Raw genomic sequence first — 21,245 nt, forward strand, 5'->3', positions numbered from 1 at the left:
AATAACTTTCCCAAAATAACACTTTTCTCCCACACCTTTAAATTTATTTAAAAAACAATAAATTTTCTTAAACTTCATTGTGAGAACCGCTGCATAAATTCTATACTTCTAGCGTTAGATAAAATAACCTTGTTAGGTGAGGCTCCTATCCAAACATAGGCTATTGCGCAGAAATGTCGAAAGACACCAATGTGTAAAACAGGAATGGTCGAATTAAGGCTCTTCTAAAAATAGCTAAGAGAAATCTTTACGTTGGATAGTGCTAAAGCTCAGACGATGAGAACCGATTGGCTTGCTGTGTCCTGTTTAGTCGCAAGCGCTTATTTACGATCGATGCTGGCTTAGTCTACTCTTTCAAGGGAAAAAGAAAGGGATTCTCATGCAAACATCGAATAAAAAATTTCCACTTTATGCCCTAACAACGCTTGGTTTTACTTTCCTCACTTTGTTAGTGGCGGCTAGTCCAAATTGGTTTCAACAAATGGACGAAGCTATCTATCACATCAAATGGCAATTAAATGCCCCACTTTTAACAGCGGTCAATCTGTTAGCAAAAACAGCCACAATTGGACCAATGCTGCTATTCTTCTTATTATTGATGGTATACCTTTTACGCAAAAAAGAAAAAATCCTAGCCTTTTGGGCTGTCAGTAACCTATTAGCTGTCGGCTTCTTAGGGAGCGTTTTTAAACATGTGGTGGGTCGGGCTCGACCAAACCTAGGCGCTTTAGCCGACCGGAGCTCTGCTAGCTTTCCCAGCGGACATTCATTATTAGCAATGGCGCTAGTCTGTACGATTTTGATCATTTTGGCCTATCTTCATGTCGAAAAAACCAAAGGCATCAAAATTTTCTTACTCACTTATTTAGTTTTGATTGTGTTAGGTCGTTTAATCTTACGCGTTCATTATCCTAGTGATGTCATCGCTGGGATGCTTCTAAGTTATAGCTGGATCAACTTTTCATTTCAAATTGTTCAACGTTATTTGCCGGCACCTGAACCAGAGGAAGCAGAAGTACCGACGCAACGCCGGCGCCGCCATTCTCGTAAAAGAAAAAGTTTATTCGTGGTCTTCAGTTTAACCCTTTTATTTTTAGGCACACTTTCTGTTTCGGCTTACGGCGTCAGCATGTATCGTAATTTGCAAAAAACGGCGAACACCATGTATAAACCAAGAAAATCTTCCACGAAGAGTCCCGATTTAGCCAAAGGAGAACCGGTTAGTTTCTTAATTATGGGAATTGCGAATGACTCAAAACGCAAAACCGATTACCGCTCCAACGCCTTAATGGTGGTTACAGTGAATAATCAATTACAAAAAACTACCATCACCAGCATCCCGCGTGACTACTATGTGGAAATGGCTGGCACCAATGGCGAATACAATAAAATCAATGCGGCCCACGTTTTCGGTGGTGCCGATATGCAAATTAAAACGGTTGAAAATGTCTTGCACATCCCAATCAATCATTACTTTTCAATTGATATGGATGCTATGAAGGACCTTGGCGATGCGGTGGGCGGCGTCACTGTTGACAATGCCTTTGCTTTTGACGCTGAAGGGATTCATTATCCGAAAGGCAAACAGCATTTAGGGGGCTGGGAAGCTTTACAATATGCGCGCATGCGTTACGAAGACCCCGAAGGCGACTATGGTCGTCAACGCCGCCAACGAGAAGTTTTAATCGAATTAACCAACAAGCTACTTTCTTTTAACAGCTTGCTAAAATATCAAGAAATTCTGGACGTAATCGGCGAGCATGGCGAAACCGACTTGTCCTTTGACCAAATGATGGCGATGCTAAAAAAATACACCCCCGCACTAAAAACGATTGAAACCGATCAATTAAAAGGCTACGATTACACTGGCGATGGTGTGACAGGGATTGAAGGTATTTCTTATCAACTTGTGGAAGAGAGTGAACGCCAACGTGTCGAAAATGCTATTAAAGAACAAATGAACCTCTCTACAAAAGACACTGAACAATCGCAATAACGACTAAAAAGCAGCGCCCTTTAATGAAAGGGACGCTGCTTACTTTGCCTAGTTAGACGGTCATTTCAAAAATATTAATTTTTGTCACCGTTAGTAACGGCTCTACATCAGAGAGGTATGTTAGCGCATAGCTCTCTTTTCATTACCATTATAGCACAATTACCTAAAAAAACATATTGGAAACTAATTATTTTTTAGCCCTACATGGTATAATCTAAGTGTAGAGAAGTTATGGTGGAGGCAAGCGCACAAGAACATGCGCTTTGCGACGAGAATCGCAATGAAGTGAGAAGCGTAGGAGCAGAGACTTTCCCTTTCGGTGGTGGTGCTTATGAATGTAAGTACTAAAACCTATGAAAGGAGAGGCCTTTTGTCTATCGCAGAAGCTTTAGCTCTGATGATTAGTTTCGGTTCTTTTATCGCAACGTTAATCTTCGGAATCCTAGAGGCTGTTAAAGAAGACAATAAAAAATAACCGTCAACTTTAGCGAGCACGGTTATTTTTTATAAATCACTAAAAATCGCTACCGTCTGAAACGGCTCTACACTAGAGAGGTATGTTGGCGCATACCTCTCTTTTCATTACTATTATAGCACAACGACCCTCAAAAGACCATCAATAAAAATGCACGAGCCTTAGAAAAATAAGAGGCTCGGGCATTTTTATTTTTATGGGCCAGTCACTAAATTCCAAGTGACGGCGGCTTGGTATTGTTGGCCAGACATGCCTTGATTGGCGGGCACTTCTAGTTTGATGTTAGCAAACGTGAAGTCCAACTGATAGACGTCACTACCTGTGAACTGTTGGTTCGCGACCACCGCTGTTGCGGTATTGTCGGCGGTTAAATTCACGGTGCCAGTCTTGCCAAGCGGTGTCTTGGTTTCTGTTGATTGGTTGTAATCGGTAAAGCTGGCAGCAGCGGCCGTTCCTAGCAACAAGCGGGTCGTTGTCGGCAGGCTGTCTGTGGCTGATTTTGGTTGCGACAGTTGCGCCGTTAAGCTCCAGTTGTCTTGGCTAGTATTCAGGCGTAAATAGGGATTGCGTGTGCCGTTGTCGTAGTAATCAGCGGCTTTTTTCAAACCATATTGTTGCTTACTTCCTGAAATCGCTAATTTGCCAAAATCAAATGTTGGCGTACTAATGAAGCCGTCACCGTCAGGATTAGTTATTTCTTGGTCTAGGTCTTTAATACGGACCGTATCTTTGGCGATTAAGCTGCCAAAGTTGCCCGTTACTTCAACTTCAGCGGTTAAAACTTGACCATGATTTCCTGTAACGGCGGTTCCTAATAAGTTCATTTGTAACTGTCCGCCTGCTGGTAAGGGCGTATTTAATGGCAGAGAAAAACCTGCTGCCCACTGTTCTTTCGTAACTGGGTAGGCCTTAGCATTCTGCCCTGTACCTAACACAAAAATAGTATTGGGCGGGCTGATGCCAGCGGCCCATGTCGCCGTTGGTTTGATTTTAATGGTCGTCAACGGGGCTTCTCCCGTATTTTTTAATAGCACTTCCCAGTGATCCATTGTCGTGCCATTTTCGACTATGTCAGCGGAACCTTTTACCGTTAATTCTGCTGTAGGGACCGCTTCTTGATACACAGCGGTCATGTCGTCATTCTCATCAAATGTTGGAGTAAAGCTTGGTGTTGTTGTTTTTAAAGGTGTTGTTGTTTCTTTCCCCTTGTACCAGCCTTTGAATACATAGGTTTTTTCTCCGACTTGGTAGGTTTTCGGCAACGCTTTTGCAGCGGTATATTTATACGTTTCACTGTTCATTACCAGCTGATTTCCTTGCGTAAATCCTGTCGGTGCTGTAATCTTCGTACCATTCTCATCTACAAAATTTTCAGTGATGCGCCGATTTTCTAAATAGTAATTTACTGTCCCTGTTGCGTATATTTCTGTGTGAGCAGTCACCCCGCTCACTGTACTATTATAATCCATTTTATAAAGAGAAGAGAAGGTTGTTCGAGTGGTTTCCCCTTGCCACCCTACTTCAGGAAACCGGTAATCCGTTTGAGACCCCGCAATTGGTGTCACTTGTAAACGATTTTCAGTAAATTCTGCACTATTTTTCGTATTATGATACGCAATTATTCCCGTAACCCCAGAATAATTCGGACCATTATATTTACTCGATGGGGTTATAGTCGGCGTTTTATAATACTTAGGAATTGTCACGATGCTATTACGTGTTCCATAAAGCTCTTCATCCGACGTAAAACTTCCCACAATATTGACAGCTGGAAGCTTTAACTGTAGAAAATCACCAGTTGGTAACGCGGTAATAGTTTGCAACTTGCTTTGTAAACCACCCACTACCTGAGACATATCTGTGCGGATATTGAAATTACTTGGTGCTACATAGTCACCCGTCTCATTGATAAAACCAAAATTAATCGTTTTGTCTTCCGTCTTAAATTCATCATATACTATAGTGATATCATCTTGGTCATCATAAGTCACTGGATAACTAATATTTCGATTTGTTCTGGTGATTTCATTTAGTTTGCCTGGTTTTTCTTTGCCTTTATACCAGCCTTTTAAGACATAAGGCCGATTATTGACTTTGTACATAAAAGGCAACGTACCTGCCTGAGTAAATGTAAAATTATCCTTATCAATGATTGTTTGTTTCCCTTGTGTGAACCCAGTTGGCGGCGTAATTTTCGTTCCAGATGCATCCACAAAATTTTCAGTTACACGGCGATTAACAAGATAGTAATATAACGTGCTTTCAGGAAACATTTCCACGCCAGCTAACGAATTATCATTTCTTATAAGTGTTGTTTTATATAAACTTGAGAAAAGGTTTTCAGGATTATCATTCCAGTATATTTCACGGAGTTTATAACGTTGGTTCTGACTCTTCGTTACTGTGAAATATACAGGATTTGCGCCTTCTGTATAAGGATTACCAGCAAAAGTCCTTTCTACTCGTCCTGCTAACGGATACTCTTGTCCTTGATACCCAGAAGGTTTTTGAAACGAAAGGTTCTTATAGTATTTAGGAATCTCAATAAACGAGTTCCTTGTACCATAAAAGTTCGAGCTATTCGTTAACGTGTACTGTTTTTGTGGAATTGTCATGGCTTTTAAGTTTCCTGTTTGATCCGTTGCCGAAATATTATCTAAAACCGTGCTAACGCCATCGATAATCTGAACTACCTCTGTGGTGACTTTAAAGTCAGCAGGATTGAGTAATTGCCCACTTTCTCCAACAAACCCAAACTGCACGGTATTGCCGCCATATTTAATTTCTTCATATATAATTGTTAAATCATCATTATCATCATAGGAGGCATCATATTCCGGCACTCGTGTGGTTTGTAAATTTTGAGGTTGCGTTTTCCCTTTATACCAGCCTTTAAAACGATAGGCTTTGTCATTCGCGTAGTAACTATAAGGTAATTCTTGCGCCAATTTAAAATGGTAGGTGTCGCTGTCAATGACTGTTTGCTTTCCCTGGGTAAATCCTGTCGGTGCTGTAATCTTCGTACCATTCTCATCTACAAAATTTTCAGTGATGCGCCGATTTTCTAAGAAATAATACATCGTATCATCGGTTGTATAGTAATTTGGCACACTTACTTCTGTATTTGTACTAGTCAAAATAGAATCAAATCTCGTTTTGGTCGTATCCTCTGTCCAATAAGTGTAGTACAGTCGATACTGATTGGCTGTCGTTGTAGGATATAAACTATAATATTTGCCATCTGTCTCCACCCGTATGTCAGCTATCGTACTGTCCACAAAACGCATTCTTTTTGTTGCAACAGGATAAGCCGTACTGGAGCCTGTATAATGAGGCCCAGATGTTACTGTTGGTGGCTTGTATTGTTTAGGGATTGTTAAGCGAAAATTAGTACTACCATAAAAGGCAGGATTTATCGTTTTCGTGTAGGTTAATTGTTGACTAGGAATAGTTAATTTTTTCAGATTCCCACTATTAACACCTGTTGCTGTTCCTACTTGTTTCGCTATTCCGTTCATGATCGATGTTAAATTAGTCTGCATCCCGAAATTCGCTGGCGCTATTAATGCGCCTTTTTCATCTACAAACCCAAAACTATAAGTGATTTCCGGGATTGTCGTTGTCTTTTCTTCTAATTCCTCATAAAAAACATACACATTGTCTTTACCATCGTAAGTAACATCAAATTCTGGTGTCAATGTGGTTTCCAACTTAACGGCTTTAGGATCTGGTCGAGCGGATCCTTTATACCACCCTTTAAACTGGAAGTGGCGATTCCCAGAAGAATAGGTTTTTGGAAATGCTTTTGGGGCTTTATAGTGAAAATTGTCTGACTCAACCACCGTTTTCGAAAGGGCTGCGTTATAGCCTGTCGGATAGGTTGGCAAAACTGTCGATGTCATGTCATTATAATAAATACTGACTCGTCTATTGGGTACATAATAATAAACCGTATCATCGGTTATTAAATAATTATTTTCACCTGCAGTCGTGGCCATACTGTAAGCAGCAGAAAATTGGACTTTTTGAGGATCAGGGACCCAAGAATATGTTCGCAAACTAAATTGCTTAGGCGTTGCCGTAGTAAACATATTAAAACGTTCCCCTGTTGTGTATGTACTAAAATCCTTGCCAGTAGCTATAGTTACTTGACGGGAAACAGCCAAAGGAAAGGTTGTCGTGTCTGGTCCTTTATAAAAATTATTAGGCGTTGTCTTTGGGGTAGAATATTGCCCTGGCAACGTAATTTTGTGATTGGTTAGTCCCGAAAAACCGTAGTCCTCTGTGGCGTCATCATCAGGAAGTGTAACTTTCGGCACCGTCAACATCTTGAAATTCCCTAGATTACTAGTTGTAATGGTTCCCACCTTTGTCTGAGTACCTGATTTTCTTTCTACTTTCGTGACATCGGCTGTGAACGTCACTTTAGCAGGATCAATAAACAACCCATTTTCATCAATAAAGGCCATTTTATAGGTTTTCTCAGGAATATCAGCCGTTTTAACTGCACGATTTTCTCGCTTTGTCGGCTCCTCCTGAGTCGCTTCAACAGCCGCTGTCGTTGTATCGGCTGTTGCTTCAGTCTGGTCCTCTGCCGATGGTAGTTGCGGCTCTTCTATCATTTTTTGAGGTAATTCTGATGTCTCTGGTTCTGTGGTTGTTTCTGATGAAGCAACTGTGTTGGCTGTTTCATTTTCTTGACTAGCGTTTAACGATGAGTCGCTTGTAGCGGTATCCTCACTTGCCGTTGTTTCTCCCGTTTCAGTGGTTGTTTCATTTTCAACAACCATTGTTTCGGCGAGTACTGAGATGCCATTGAGTGAACTTATCAATAAGGAACAACACAAAGCGGTTGTAAGTAACTTTTGCCATTTTTGATTCATGCTATTCTCCTTTTTATGTATTGGTTTTATTGTTAATTGTTATATGTAAACCTTTTAATTTTCTCCATTATTCTATCAAAAAAAGGCGGCCTTGAAATTTTAAATTTTGCTACAGCTAAATGACTTTTCCAATGATTCCTATTATACCAAGGCGGAAGAGCACTTTTTCACCGAAAAAGTGCTTGATAATCAAGAGAATCTGCCATTTTGCTACTGATTCTCAGCCAAATTCTTTAATTTTTATAAACAAAAGCTCAAAATATTAGTATCAAACACTAACATTTTGAGCTTTTCTCATGATATTTTTACTATTTATAAAAGGAGTCCGCCACATAATCCCGAAGGTTGTTAGGGACCAGTCACCAAATTCCACGTAACGGCGGCTTGGTATTGTTGGCCAACCATGCCTTGATTGGCGGGCACTTCTAGTTTGATGTTAGCAAACGTGAAGTCCAACTGATAAACGTCACTACCTGTGAACTGTTGGTTCGCGACCACCGCTGTTGCGGTATTGTCGGCGGTTAAATTCACGGTGCCAGTCTTGCCAAGCGGCGTCTTGGTTTCTGTTGGTTGGTTGTAATCGGTAAAGCTGGCAGCAGCGGCCGTTCCTAGCAACAAGCGGGTCGCTGTTGGCAAGCTGTCTGTCGCTGATTTTGGTTGTGACAGCTGTGCCGTTAAGCTCCAATTCGGTTGGGTTTTCTTGATCCGCAGATAGGGATTGCGTGTGCCGTTACCATAGTAATCAGCGGCTTTTTTCAAGCTGTGCTGTTGCGTGCTTCCCGCTACCCCAACCTGACCAAAATTGAAGGTTGGAACACTGATGAAGCCTTCTCCAGTCGGTTCCTTTGTTTCTTGATCTAAATCTTTAATCCGGACCGTATCTGAGGCAGTCAGTTTGTTGAAATTCCCTGTGACTTCCACAGCGGCTTTTAGCACTTGGTTTGGTTGTCCAGTAACTTTTGTTCCTAGGAGATTAATCGTTAGTTGGCCGCCAACAGGAAGACTACTGTCTAAAGGAATCTCAAAACCTGCTTCCCACTGCTCTTTCGTGATTGGTCGAACTTTCGTATTTTGACCAGTACCTAAAATAAACAGTTCCGTGGGCGTACTAATTCCAGCCGCCCAGTCAGTGGTTGGTTTAATCTTAACTGAAGTTAAAGGTGCTTCTCCAGTATTTTTTAAGAGCACTTCCCAATATTCCATGGCTGCGCCATTGTCAATGACATCGACTGCACCACGCATCGTTAAGTTAGCGCTGATGTTTGCTTCTTTGTAGACTGCCGTCATGTCGTCATTGCCATCAAAAGTTGTATTGTATGTTGGCGTAGTGCTGGTTGTTAAAGTATTGGGCTTGGTTTTACCTTTGTACCAGCCTTGGAAAATATAAGTTTTACCACCTGTTGTATAACTAGCTGGTAAGGCTCTTGCGCTCGTATACTTGAAAGTGTTGCTCGTCATGGGAATCTGGTTCCCCTGCGTGAAGCCTGTTGGTGGCGTGATTTTAGTGCCGTTGGTGTCCACGAAGTTTTCGGTGACTTGTTTACGGGTGACTGTGTAGACTAATTTGGATGCATTTACTGGATTTCCACTAAAAAGATTCATAGTAATTAGAGGCTTACCTCCGGTACTCGCATAACCCATCAATGTATTGAATACTCCACTACTTTCCTTGGAAAAATATACTCCATCTGTATCAAAGCCTAATAAGGCGAGAGTTGCAGCACTCATGGTATATTCTGCTGGCACTTGATTAGGATCTATAATTGTGGCGCTATCACTGGTATAGTTATAGCCATACATTTTCATAACACTTTTCACTGTATCTAATTCAATACTATTGACATATTTTAATTGTTGATTGATCGCTAGTTTATCTAAAGAAAAATTAAGTCTGTTCGCACCAGTAATTGGTTTGTCATTCCCATAAACTAGCAATAGCTCTGGTGATAATGGCATCGTACCATTGTTAAGACTCAGTGTGTATTGTCCGCTACCTTTGCTTTTGGATGTTAAATCGTACAAGTCTGTATAAAGCCTATCACTCGTTCTTTGCACACGATATTTGCCGCTAAAAGTTAACGCTGGCGTGAAGCCAACCCCTTTTTCGTCTACAAAATTTACATCTAATGATGGATAGAACGTTGTGACTGTCTCTTCTTCATACACAACATTCAAATCGTCATTCCCATCATAGGTCACCGCATAGCTTGGCGCTTTGGTGGTGGTCAAAGTATTTGGCTTGGTTTTGCCTTTGTACCAGCCTTTGAAATTGTAGGTTTTGCCGTTGCTTGCTTTGTAAGTCTCTGGCAAGGTGCCAGCTTGTTTGAAGGTGAAAGCATTGCTGGTCATTGGTGTTTTCTTGTTTTGGGTAAAACCTGTTGGCGGTGTAATGGCTACGCCGTTAGCATCTACGAACTTTTCGGTGACTTGTTTCCGAGTGACTACGTAATTAAGTGTTTCTCGGTACGTGGTAGTGCCATCAAAGCCATATAGTATTGGTCCACGTTCTATAGAACCTGTGCGCAGCATCGTTAATACGTCAACCGTTGATGAAGCCAAAGCTAATGAATTTAGAGAAAAGATATTTGCACTATTTTTAGAAAATGTTCTATCCCTCTGAGTCAAACTACTTGTAATATAATTACCAAATTGAGCTGCTTCAGATGTTTGTTGCTCACTGTATCTGGTCCTGTTTATACTACCAGGCGGGGCAACAATACTGTCGACATACTTTAACGTGTTATCAATCTTTAATTGTTCAATTGCATACGTATTATGAAGGTAACCTGCTGGTAAATTTGTGATAAAATCGTACGGCATAGGAACCGCTGCATTGACAGATACTCGATATTGACCACCACCTGCATTAGAAGAAACAATTGGATATCTATCCGCATCTGGACGCCACTGACTAGTTGCCGTTTGATATGATAATTTATAATACGTCCCTGATAACGTTAAGTTTTCATCAGCAAAAGCTTTTCCTGTTTCATCAGTAAAGCCAAAGATCATTCTCGGATAAATCACTTGATTATTCGGTACCCAACGTGGTGAAATGCTCGTTTGTCGGTCATTTTCATTACTACTTTCTGGTACCGATTCTGTTGTTTCAGTTTTCACCTCTGGTATTTCTGCTTGTTTTGCTGTTTCCTGTGTTACTTCTTCCTGACTCATTTCAGTCGTTTCTTGACTGCTTTCCGTACTTTCTTGCGTTGTGCTACTTGCTACTGTCGGACTACTTTCACTCGTGACTGTTTCCGCAACTGCGGTCACGCCAGAAAAGGCGTTAATCACTAAAGAACTACACAAGCCAATGGTTGCTAAGCGTTGCCAGTTAATTCTCTTCATGTCGTCCCTTCTTTCTATGTACCATTTTGATTCATGCTATTCTCTTTCTTTATGTATTGGTTTATGTACAGCTTTTAATTTTCTCCATTCTATCAAAAAAAAGGTGACCTTGAAATTTCAAATTTTGCTACAGCTAAGTGACTTTTCCGACGATTCCTATTATACCAAGGCGGAAGAGTCCTTTTTCACTAGAAAAATGCGCGAAAAATCAAGAATTTCTGCCATTTTGCTACTGATTCTCAACTAAATTCCTTAATCTTTATAAGCAAAAGCTCAAAATGTTAGTATTCGATACTAACATTTTGAGCTTTCCTCATGATAACTTAACTATTTTAAGGACCTGTCACTAAGTTCCACGTAACTGCGGCTTGGTATTGTTGCCCTTTGACCCCTTGGTTGGCTGGCACTTCAAGTTTGACATTGTTGAAGGTGAAGTCCAACTGATAGATATTACTCCCAGTGAATTGTTGATTGGCAATAATCCTAGTGGCCGTGTTGTTGGCATTCAAGCTAATGGCACTCGTAGTACCGACCGCATTTTTCAACTCGGTAGGTTGGTTGTAATTTGAGAAACTCGAAACAGGAGCTGCCCCTAATAATAAGCGGGTCGCTGTTGGCAAGCTATCTGTGGCTGATTTCGGTTGCGACAGTTGCGCCGTTAAGCTCCAATTCGGTTGGGTTTTCTTGATCCGCAGATAGGGATTGCGTGTGCCGTTGCCATAATAATCAGCGGCTTTTTTCAGGCCATGCTGTTGCGTGCTTCCCGCTACCCCAACCTGACCAAAATTGAACGTTGGAACACTGATGAAACCTTCAGCCGTTGGTGTCACAATTGCTTGATCATTGTCTTTCACACGTACGGTGGCCGAAGCAGAAACACCACTGTAATTCCCACTGGTGGTAATCCCAGCGCGCAAGACTTGCCTCGCTGTCCCCGTTGCTTTCGTAGTGAACTGAACCGTGGCAGATTTTCCTGCGGGAATGTCAGTCCCTAAGCTAACACCATTGGTCCACGTAGTCGCTGTGACGGGGACTGTTTTCGCGGTTCCGCCAGCTGGCGTGACAATCATGGCGGTTGGTGCTGCTAAGCCAGTTGTCCAAGCGGTTGATTTCTTGATGGTCGCCGTGGTTAGTGGTGCTTGGCTTGTATTGGTAATTGTGGCCCGCCAGGTGACATTGCCGCCGCTAGTCACGGTTTCAGCGGTAGTGCGCGTTAAAGCAACACTTGCTTTCGGTACTTCTTCCTTATACATCGCCGTCATGTCGTCATTGCCATCAAAAGTTGTATTGTATGTTGGCGTAGTGCTGGTTGTTAAAGTATTAGGCTTGGTTTTACCTTTGTACCAGCCTTGGAAAGTATAGGTCTTGCCACCTGCGGTATAAGTTGCTGGCAAGGCTTTTGCGGCTGTGTACTTGAAAGTGTTGCTAGTCATGGGAATTTGATTCCCTTGCGTGAAACCTGTTGGCGGCGTGATTTTAGTGCCGTTGGTGTCCACGAAGTTTTCGGTGACTTGTTTACGGGTGACTGTGTAGTTCATTGTATGTTTGTAGTCTGGAGTACCATCAAACCCGAATAATCTTGGTCTTCTGCTAATTTCTCCCAACAATAACATCCTAGGAACTATTTGTGAAAATGTTCCGTCTCCCCACTTTGTGTTCATCGAAAAGGTACTATTCGCCTGTTTAACAAATGTTTTATCAATAGCGTTTAATTCTGTCTGAGAAGTATTATTCAGATTGACTCCAATGTCTGCAATTCCAGCATAGTCATACATTGTAGTGCGCGTGTCAGTAGCTTCTATCTTATCAACATACTTCATTTGATTGGTAATATCTAAGTTATTTAATGCGTACCCTCTATTACCAATGTCAGCGGGCATGGGTGTCCAAAAATTATTTGGCACTGCAACACTACTCGTTGTTTCAATCTTATACTTATTTGTCACTGTTGCATCGCGCTTACCTATCATTGGATAAAAGGCGCCTGCTGTTTCAAAAACAGTGGTGCCTGTTTTTCTGAGATACTCAGTATAATTTCCAGAAAAAGTTAGCGGATTAGTAAAAGCTTTGCCTTGTTCATCAACAAATTGCGCATAGAATCCTGGATAAACAGCTGTTTCTGTTACTTCTTCGTACACAACGTTCAAATCGTCATCATCGTTATAGGTCACCGCATAGCTTGGTGCTTTGGTGGTGGTTAAGGTGTTTGGCTTGATTTTGCCTTTGTACCAACCTTTGAACTTATAGGTTTTGCCACCTGTTGTGTAGGTGTCAGGTAGGGTACCAGCTTGTTTGAAGGCGAAAGCATTGCTGGTCATTGGTGTTTTCTTATTTTGAGTAAACCCTGTTGGCGGTGTAATAGCTACGCCACTAGTATTTACGAACTTTTCGGTGACTTGTTTCCGTGTGACTTTATAGTTCATTGTTTGTTTATACGTAGAAGTCCCATCAAAGCCAATTAATACCATTTGCTTTTCTGGAGGATTATCAGAGACCGCCACTCTTAATAGTCGAGGGTAGGTTGTATTGGAACTACCTGCACCAAAAGTTGTTTTCATAGTAAATTTATTATCTGTTCCTTTTTTAAAACCTTTATCTACGGCATTTAAAAAAGTAGGCTCCCCATTATTGAAAACAGGATTGACTCCCACATAACCAATAGGATACCTTGCTACAGGAATTTCTGTAGTTGTTGCTTCAATCTTATCGACATAATTCAACGTATTCGTGATGCTTATATTATCAATTGTATAGCCACGAAGATTATAAATATCACTGACTTGTGTATAAAAATTTGCAGGCATGGTAACTCGTGACTGTGTCCCAATTTTATACCTGTTGTTTTTTGAAGTATCTTTGGTCCCAACAATTGGTGTACGTGTTCCCGTTGGATCTATCGTGTTATCCACTTTTCTTAAAAATTGAGTATAGTTACCAGAAAACGTTAATGGTTCATTGAATGCTTGACCATTTTCATCGACAAATTCTGCATAGAAACCTGGGTAAATCCACGTATCTTGTGGAACCATTTCCTCATACACCACATTCAAATCATCATTGTCATCATACGTCACCCCATAGCTTGGTGCTTTGGTGGTGGTCAAGGTGTTTGGCTTGGTTTTGCCTTTGTACCAACCTTTGAACTTATAGGTTTTGCCGTTGCTTGCTTTGTAAGTCTCTGGCAAGGTGCCAGCTTGTTTGAAGGTATAGTTATTGCTGGTAATACTGGTCTGTTTGCCTTGGGTGAATCCTGTTGGAGCAGGAATGGTTGCGCCTGCTGTGTCTTTGAAGGATTCGGTGACTTTTTTGAAAACTACAGATAGCTCTAAATCTTTTTCAGCTAAAACAGTTCCAAATCCACTTCTATTCAATGAATGGTCAACTGTAGTAGAGAATACATAAGCAGCAGTACCAGTATTAGTATTAGTCTCAAGCTTATAAGTTTCTTGATTTATTTTCTTAAGATCTAATGTTGCCGTTGTAGGTATAGCGAATGCGCCAACACGTATTCCTTTTATTGCCAATGGCTCACCCACAAGGACATTCGATATATATTTAGGTACGGAGAGAGAAACATCCTCTAAGGAAAAAGAATAGTTGACTCTTGTGTAAGTAGCATTTGCTTGTGCCCTTACAATTTTAGAGGGGATATTCATTTGGATACTATTCGTTAACTTAGTACTCGATATATTTTCTGGAGTATGATAAGTGTTTCTATAACCTCCATAACTTTGATCCCATAAACCTGAACGTGTTCTTACTGTAGACCTTAATTCAAAATCATCAATATTAACGGTAGCTCCTTCAGAAGATGTTAAATTTACTCCTATTGCTATATTAGGTGTAACTACCTGTGCTTGGGAGCCGTTTATTTGAAAATTTTTCTGAATTTCTAAAAAATATTGATACGTTTCCGCCAAATTCCCCGCCCGAATCCCAATCCCACTCACTGGCGTAGGTGTCAACACTGGATTCGGCTGAACCACTTCCGAAGTTACTGTTTCCTCTTCTTGTTTCTTCGCTTCTGTTTGCGTTTCTTCTTTCACTACTTCTGGTTTCTCTGTTTCCTGTGTTACTTCTTCCCGAATCGTTTCAGTCGTTTCTTGACTGCTTTCCGTACTTGCTGGCGTTGCACTACTTGCTGATGTTGCTTCCTTAGCGCTACTTGCCACTGTTGGACTACTTTCAATCGTGATTGTTTCCGCAACTGCGGTCGCGCCAGAAAAGGCGTTAATCACTAAAGAACTACACAAGCCAATGGTTGCTAATCGTTGCCACTTAGTTTGCTTCATGTCGTCCCTTCTTTCTATGTACCATTCCCGCCAAGCCGATTAAGGCTAAGCCGAGAATGCTAAGATTTGCCTGACTCTTGCTCCCTGTACGAGGGAGCTGCGAGCCAGTTGTGGTGGTCTGTGTCGAACCACCACTTCGTTGATCTCCTTGCGGAGGACCAGCTGGTTCCTTGGGATCAGCAGCTGGCGCATCTGTTTTCGGTGGGGCATCTTTAGGAGCGGGTGTTCTCGGATTTTGGTAAAATTCAATCCCCACCGAACTAGAACCACCATCAGATGCTTCAACATTTATAAAAAAACTAGGAGAAGATAGTAGACACACAATCATTAAATAACGCTTTTTTTTCATTTAAAAACCTCCTTTAGATTCACTTGTATTCGTTGATCTTTTATACAAGGAATGTGTAACAACCTTTTTTCATACCTCTATAATAACAAAGAACCCCCCCTTAGGAATTGACGTTTTTTTCGCACCTCTTGCGAAAATTTTGAAAGTTCTTGTTATACTAGGGTTTACAACGTCCGTTATTTAATAATCGTTACTAAAAAAAGGCGATTTTAGTCAATTTTTATCAAAAATCCCCGACAAAAGTTTAAGGTTTCTAGCAATTTAACGAGAAAAGCTCAAAAAGTTAGTAATTGATACTAACTTTTTGAGCTTTGTGTAACACTTTTGAAGAAGTCGCTTGAAAAAAAACAGTATTTTTTTCGTATTTTCTCTACTTTTTTAAGAATCTAGCCAAGCAACGCACTAATTAATAGCCCTAAGGCATAGGTGCCATTGAAAACCATTAAGTTCTTAATGGAATGACGGAAACTTTTCGGCTGCGGCAATTCTTGTTTAAACGTTTGAATATTTTTCCAAATGACAGGCAAAGTGGCAAATGTAATTAACACTGGCCATTGATAAATACCACTAATGAAGCCGAATAAAATCACCAGATAACCAGCTAGTGCTAACACTTGAAACAGCACAATCCCTGCTGGGCGCCCGATATAATAGACTAATGTATAACGGTGGTTCTCAATATCAGTGTCTAAGTCCCGTAAATTGTTGGCGAGCATGATGTTAGCAATCGAACAGACCAAGGGCAAGGACGCCACGACAATCGCAAGCACCGCCCAGAGATTGCCGTCTAAGCGAAAGGCGCCACTGGCGAAATCAACCGTTAAGTAAAACGGCGGCTTAGTAACGACGTTCAAGTAAACCGTTAAGACGAAGATGCCTAAGCCCATCGTGAAGCCACTGAAAATTTCCCCCAAGGGCATGCGGGATAACGGAATCGGTCCATACGTGTAGAAAATACCGATGAAGCAGCAAATCCCGCCTAATACGAGGAAGAGCCAGCCTGTTTGAACCGTTAAGTAAGCACCCACAACGGCAGTGAAGGCAATCATGGCGAAAATCATGTTGCGGACCAGTTGTGGTGAAACGCCTGATTGTCCGATAATATTTTCTTCATATTTATAGACGTCAGATTTGGCTTTTTTGAAGTCCATGTAATTGTTAATGGCGGTGGTGGCCATATCAAAGACCACCATGCCAATGAAGAAAACCAGCGTGTTGCCCCACTGAACTTCCCCGAAATAGGTCATTGAAAACAAGACCCCGATAATGAAGGGAAAGAGACTGGCAAGCTTCGTCTGAATTTCCACTACTTTTAAAAACACATTTAAAGACATTTTTAGTCGCTCCTTATTTCAAATCGGCCCGATTCCCCATCGTATAGCCAGAGTCTTTGCCGATTTCAAAGTTGCCTTCGATATCTTTGCTGATGTAGACTTTGTCGTCTTTTGTGACGAAAATGGCATCGGTTCCTTTCAGACTTTCGACATATTCTAGTCCTTTTTTGACGCCCATTGAGAAGACGGCTGTTGAGAGACCATCACCATCGATGGATTTGTCGGTGATAATGGTGACACCTGCGATGTCGTTATCAAACGGATAGCCAGTTTCACGATCAAAGAGATGGTGGTATGTTTTGCCATCGACTTTTAAGTAGCGTTCATAAATTCCTGATGTGACTAAGGTTTTGTTGCTTTCTTTGACTTGACCTAAGACTGTGTTGCGGGCTTTATTCGGATCTTGAATGCCGACTGTCCAATCCATGTCTTTGCCACGTGGGCTGTGTCCTAAGACGTAAACATTTCCGCCTAAATCGACGATAGCGGTGGTAACGCCGTTGTCTTTGAGGACTTTCACGACTTCGTCGGTGATGAAGCCTTTGGCAATTGCGCCTAAATCCAATTGCATGCCTTTTTCTTCAAGGTAAACGGTTTGCTCTTTGTCGTTGAATTTGACTTTCGTGTAATCAACGAGTTTCAAGGCTTGATCAATTTCGGCTTGGCTTGGTTTGCGGGCATCATCGAAGCCAATGTGCCACATAGAAGTGATTGGGCCAATTGCCATGTCGAAGCCGCCGCGGGAGTCTTTGCTGTATTCATAGGCTTTTTTCAACAAAGGATACAGGTCATCTGAGACTTTGACTGGTTTTACGCCTGCTTCTTGGTTGATTTCATCAATTTCTGAACCTGGTTGGTTGACCGTGATTTTATCGCCTAGTTCTTTGACGCGGGCAAAGGCTTTCGGTAAGACGTCTTCTTTGCCATCATCGTAGATGCGAATTTGAACGTAGGTACCAAGCATTGTTTGACGGTCAGAGTATGGTTCTGTATTAATTTTCGCTTCTGGTTTTGAGGAACAAGCAGCTGCCACAAACAGCACTGCTAGAACACTCACCATGAGCAGAAGTTTCTTTTTCATAGGATTCCCTCTTCTTTCCTTCTTTAATTAAAAAATAAGTTCTCTTGCATAGTAGCCTTTTTTGGAAAAAATGAAAAGTCTTTCTCTTGGAAATTCACAAATTTCTGTGAAAAAATTTGTGAAATGATGGACAGAACTAGCGAAGAAAAAGGGGCGGGAAAGTCAGCCAACCGACTTTTTCCCAACCCCTCAATGGTGTCAAGTAATTGCTGAAAAGCATTTCAGGAACTACTTCACGATTCATTTATTATTACTTATTTTGTTACGATGTTGTCAACAACGATTTCAGTTGTGTCGCCTTTTTCAGCAGCGTTCACTAATTGTTGTGCGTAGTTGATGAATGAATGTGTGCTGTGTGTTGCACCAGTTACCACTTCAACACCTGCAGGTGAGCCGTCTTCTTCGCCCATTGCTTTAACAAATTCTTTGTTTAATGTTTCGATATATTCTTTTGGTCCAACGCCAGCAACGTCTTTCATTTTGCTTTCGTATTCAGTGTCATCTTTTTTAGATTTGCCGTCAGCGTTCACGTTATCGTAGTTAGATTCAGTCACTTTACCATCTTTCACAGTCATTGAGAATGTTGTGTGGTAGCCGTTTGAGTCATTTTTTTCTTTCAATGAGTACGTACCATCTTTCAATGCTGCGCCATTGTCGATTTCGATTGTGTCTGTGTTACCAGCTTGTGCTGCTTGGATTAATTGTTGTGCGTAGTTTTGGAATGATTCAGATGAATGAGTCGCACCAGTTACTACTTCCACACCGCTTGCGCTTTGTGCTTTAACAAAAGAATCGTTTAATTGTTTGATGTATTCTTTTGGTCCAACACCAGATTTTGCTTTCATGCTTTCTTCATACTTAGTGTCTTCTGTTTTAGATTTGCCGTCAGCATTGATGTTGTCATATTTAGATTCAGTGATTTTGCCGTCTTTTACAGTCATTTCAAAGACTGCACGGTAACCATTTTTTTCATTTTTTTCTTCTAATTTATACGTACCATCTTTTAAATCGCCACCGGCAACTTTTTTCGCTGGTGCTGATGATTCAGTTGATTTTTTCGTTTCTGAAGATGCTGCGCTAGAAGAGTTCGTTGTGTTGTCTTTCTTGTCTGCACCACATGCTGCTAAGACTAAACTTGATAATGCAATTGCCGCAAAACCTTTAACAAATTTATTCACTTTCATTGATAGTCACCTTTTCTTTCATGATTTTCACAAACATCAAAAGTTTGTGATACATTACACATTATAATGGTTTTAAAAACGTTGTCAAGACCATCCCCTAAAAATATTTACATTTCGGTCTTTTTTTCATCAAAAACTCATCGTTGGAGTAAATTTGTTGACAATTAAAATTTATATTAGACAAATTCGTGAAATACTTATATAATGTTAGTCGATTGTGTACTTATTAATCATTATCACTATTTTACTACTTACAATATTAAGGAGCGGATTGTCAATGACAAAGCAAAATATTGTCGTTGTAGGTGCTGGGTATGCTGGCGTTTCAGCTACTAAATTTCTAGCAAAGAAATTTAAAAAAGATACGGACGTAACAATCACATTGATTGATCGCCATTCTTACCACACTATGATGACCGAATTGCATGAAGTAGCAGGCGGACGTGTTGAACCAGAAGCAATTCAATACGACTTACAACGTTTGTTCTCACGCAAGAAAAACGTAAAATTGGTAACAGATACTGTTACTGGGATCGACAAAGAAAACAAAGTTGTGAAAACTTTAGCAGGTTCTTATCCATTTGACCAGTTAATTCTGGGTATGGGTGGCGAACCAAACGACTTTGGAACACCAGGCGTGAAAGAAAATGGTTTCACCTTATGGTCATTTGATGATGCAGTGAAAATTCGTCATCACATTGAAGCAACCGTTGCTAAAGCAGCCATCGAACCAGATGCTGAAGTACGCAAAGCAATGTTAACATTCGTTGTCTGTGGTTCTGGTTTTACTGGGATCGAAATGGTCGGCGAATTAATCGACTGGAAAGATCGTTTAGCGAAAGATGCCAAAATTGATCCAGACGAAATTACATTAATGGTTGTTGAAGCAATGCCAACCATCTTAAACATGTTATCTCGTAACGATGCTGCCAAAGCAGAACGTTATCTAGAAAAGAAAAATGTTCAATTATTATTGAACTCACCAATCGTTGAAGTTGCAGCAGATCACATTAAATTAAAAGATGGTTCTGAAGTACCAACGCATACGTTAATCTGGACAGCTGGTGTGAAAGCAACTTCTGATGCCGCTGACTTTGGTTTAGAAGCAGCCCGTGGTAGTCGTTTAGTTGCGAATGAATACATGCAAGCAAAAGGTTACGAAGACAAAAACATTTATATCATTGGTGACTTGGTTTATTACGAAGAAACACCAAATACACCAACTCCTCAAATCGTTCAAGCAGCTGAACAAACAGGTCATACTGCGGCTGCCAACATCGTTGCAGATATTAAAGGTGGCGAAAAACACGCCTTTAAAGGAAACTACCAAGGATTCATGGTTTCCATCGGCGCGAAATGGGGCGTTGCCAACTTATTCGATAAAATTCATTTGAGTGGTTTCTTAGCCATCATTATGAAACATATCGTTAACTTGAAATACTTCTTTGATATTCGTTCTGGTTACTACATGTTCCAATACATTATGCACGAAATCTTCCATATTAAAGATGATCGTTCTGTTGCTCGCGGACATACGTCTCGTTACGGCAATGTCTTGTGGAGTGTTCCGCTACGTGTCTTCTATGGTATGGTTTGGTTAGTCGAATCAATGAAGAAAATTGTCGGCAACGGCGATTACTTGAAACCAAGCACTTGGTTTGGTGATGGTTCTTGGTTCACAGATAAAGTCGTTTTCCCATTCCCTTGGTTACAAGAACAAGTAACAACAGGTGCTTCTCAAGCAACTGAAACAGCAACAACTGCTGCAAGTGGTGCGGCGGATGCGGCGGCAAGCGGTGGTGCCGATGCGGCAACACAAGCAGCGCACTTTGGTTTAAGCTACGCTTACGGCGAAACACCAATGCAAGTGTTTGATCACATGCCTAAATGGTTCGAAAGCGTAATGAAATTTATGATGCCAAACCAAGAAGTTGCTTTGTTCATGCAAAAATTCATGACAATCGTTGAAGTATGTATTGCTTTAGCATTGATTGCTGGTTTATTCACTTGGTTATCAAGTGCTGCTACAATTGGTTTAACAATTGCCTTCTGTTTATCTGGCATGTTCTATTGGGTAAATATCTGGTTTATCTTTGTCGCTTTTGCTTTGATGAACGGTTCAGGCCGTGCTGTCGGTTTAGACCGCTGGGTAATTCCATGGATTCAACGCAAACTTGGTAAAGCGTGGTATGGTACCCCGAAAGCTAGATACGGCGGTAAGTAAGCAATCGATAATCGATTGACAACTACGAGCAAAAGCTGAGACACATGTCTCCAGCTGACTATCATAGGATTTAGTATGT

10 protein-coding genes and 1 riboswitch are annotated in these 21,245 nt (G+C 41.0%); of the genes, 3 read left to right on the forward strand and 7 right to left on the reverse strand.

Features of this window, described 5'->3' with window-relative positions; translation table 11 throughout:
• The first annotated feature begins 121 nt into the window (after nt 1-121).
• Nucleotides 122-288: riboswitch (M-box (ykoK) riboswitch) on the forward strand.
• A gap of 91 nt (nt 289-379) precedes the next feature.
• Nucleotides 380-1,996 (forward strand): phosphatase PAP2/LCP family protein, encoded by a 1,617-nt coding sequence (locus IGK27_RS12850; RefSeq protein WP_002372620.1) that lies wholly within the window; start codon nt 380-382, stop codon nt 1,994-1,996.
• Nucleotides 1,997-2,327: 331 nt separating this feature from the next.
• A complete protein-coding gene (locus IGK27_RS12855; protein ID WP_016619108.1) occupies nt 2,328-2,471 on the forward strand; it encodes a putative holin-like toxin in 144 nt (47 codons plus the stop codon).
• A 194-nt stretch (nt 2,472-2,665) separates the two neighbouring features.
• Here the strand turns inward: IGK27_RS12855 and IGK27_RS12860 are convergent, their stop codons facing one another.
• The 7 genes from IGK27_RS12860 to pplA form a co-directional block, all read right to left on the reverse strand.
• Nucleotides 2,666-7,354: a WxL domain-containing protein gene (locus tag IGK27_RS12860; protein WP_267589426.1), complete on the reverse strand. Its 4,689-nt coding sequence runs from the start codon at nt 7,352-7,354 to the stop codon at nt 2,666-2,668.
• A gap of 348 nt (nt 7,355-7,702) precedes the next feature.
• Entirely contained in the window at nt 7,703-10,702 is a 3,000-nt protein-coding gene (locus IGK27_RS12865; RefSeq protein ID WP_075320407.1) for a WxL domain-containing protein, read from the reverse strand.
• A gap of 332 nt (nt 10,703-11,034) precedes the next feature.
• The gene (locus tag IGK27_RS12870; RefSeq protein WP_104857206.1) at nt 11,035-14,994 is read right to left on the reverse strand and encodes a WxL domain-containing protein; all 3,960 of its coding nucleotides are present in this window, start codon (nt 14,992-14,994) and stop codon (nt 11,035-11,037) included.
• Nucleotides 14,981-15,343, reverse strand: coding sequence for an LPXTG cell wall anchor domain-containing protein (locus tag IGK27_RS12875; RefSeq protein WP_002370158.1), 363 nt, complete (start codon nt 15,341-15,343; stop codon nt 14,981-14,983). The genes IGK27_RS12870 and IGK27_RS12875 overlap by 14 nt, the downstream gene beginning before the upstream one ends.
• Nucleotides 15,344-15,729: 386 nt before the next feature.
• Complete coding sequence (gene menA / locus IGK27_RS12880) at nt 15,730-16,677, reverse strand: 1,4-dihydroxy-2-naphthoate polyprenyltransferase (RefSeq protein ID WP_010830747.1); 948 nt, start codon at nt 16,675-16,677, stop codon at nt 15,730-15,732.
• Nucleotides 16,678-16,690: 13 nt separating this feature from the next.
• Nucleotides 16,691-17,758: an FAD:protein FMN transferase gene (locus IGK27_RS12885; protein WP_002354751.1), complete on the reverse strand. Its 1,068-nt coding sequence runs from the start codon at nt 17,756-17,758 to the stop codon at nt 16,691-16,693.
• A gap of 254 nt (nt 17,759-18,012) precedes the next feature.
• Nucleotides 18,013-18,942: an extracellular electron transfer flavoprotein PplA gene (gene pplA / locus IGK27_RS12890; RefSeq protein WP_002394620.1), complete on the reverse strand. Its 930-nt coding sequence runs from the start codon at nt 18,940-18,942 to the stop codon at nt 18,013-18,015.
• Between the two features lie 277 nt (nt 18,943-19,219).
• Between pplA and IGK27_RS12895 the strand changes: the two genes are divergently transcribed.
• Nucleotides 19,220-21,166 carry an NAD(P)/FAD-dependent oxidoreductase gene (locus IGK27_RS12895; protein WP_002354747.1) on the forward strand — a complete coding sequence of 649 codons (1,947 nt, stop codon included), beginning with the start codon at nt 19,220-19,222 and terminating at the stop codon, nt 21,164-21,166.
• Nucleotides 21,167-21,245 lie beyond the last annotated feature (79 nt).

Origin of the sequence: Enterococcus sp. DIV0236 (genome assembly GCF_050558525.1) — a bacterium.
Classification (GTDB): Bacteria; Bacillota; Bacilli; order Lactobacillales; family Enterococcaceae; genus Enterococcus; species Enterococcus faecalis.